1 protein-coding gene is annotated in these 597 nt (G+C 56.1%); it reads right to left on the bottom strand.

Annotated features, from left to right (window positions below):
- On the bottom strand, positions 1-566 hold a 566-nt coding region (locus tag MKP05_RS21450), incomplete at its 3' end, for a reverse transcriptase domain-containing protein (RefSeq protein ID WP_439109015.1).
- Positions 567-597: the final 31 nt, after the last annotated feature.

Genomic DNA, 597 nt, shown 5'->3' with positions numbered 1-597 from the left:
GCTGCCAGTTTGTTTGCTTTCGTCCAGGTCGTATCATCCTTCTGGCTCCTGCGCCTGAGCGCCCGGCGCCAGAGGTTTGTTACGTGTGTCCTCAACTTCTGCATGGTGGGGAAGTTGCCCGGTACCGTGTGATAGTTCAGGTATCCCTGAACCACTCTCCTGAGCCATTTTCCCTGTTCGGGGATTGAGTAATGCCAGCGCCTTCGCAGACCGTCTTTGATGGCTTTCAGAGTTGCCGTCATCCGATCCCGGCGGGTCTTTCGTATCAGCATGAACCTGCCGTTGCGATCTTTCCCGCTGATGTGCGTGAACCCGAGGAAGTTGAACGTTTCTGGTTTGCCTTTTCCCCTGATGGCACGGTTTTCGGCAGCGAAGCGGCCGAACTCCATCAGACGGGTTTTCTCCGGGTGAACCGTGAGTCCGAACTCCCTCAGTCTGCGCTGCATGGCTATACGGAAGCGCCGGGCATCGTATCGTTTGTCGAACCCGATGACGATGTCATCGGCGTATCTGACCATTACCACATTGCCTGTGGCATAGCGACCTCGCCACTGATGCGCCCACAGATCGAAGACGTAGTGGAGGTATATGTTTGCC

Source organism: Halomonas flagellata (assembly GCF_022487945.1).
GTDB lineage: Bacteria > Pseudomonadota > Gammaproteobacteria > Pseudomonadales > Halomonadaceae > Halomonas > Halomonas flagellata.
This window is presented reverse-complemented; position numbering and strand designations above follow the sequence as displayed.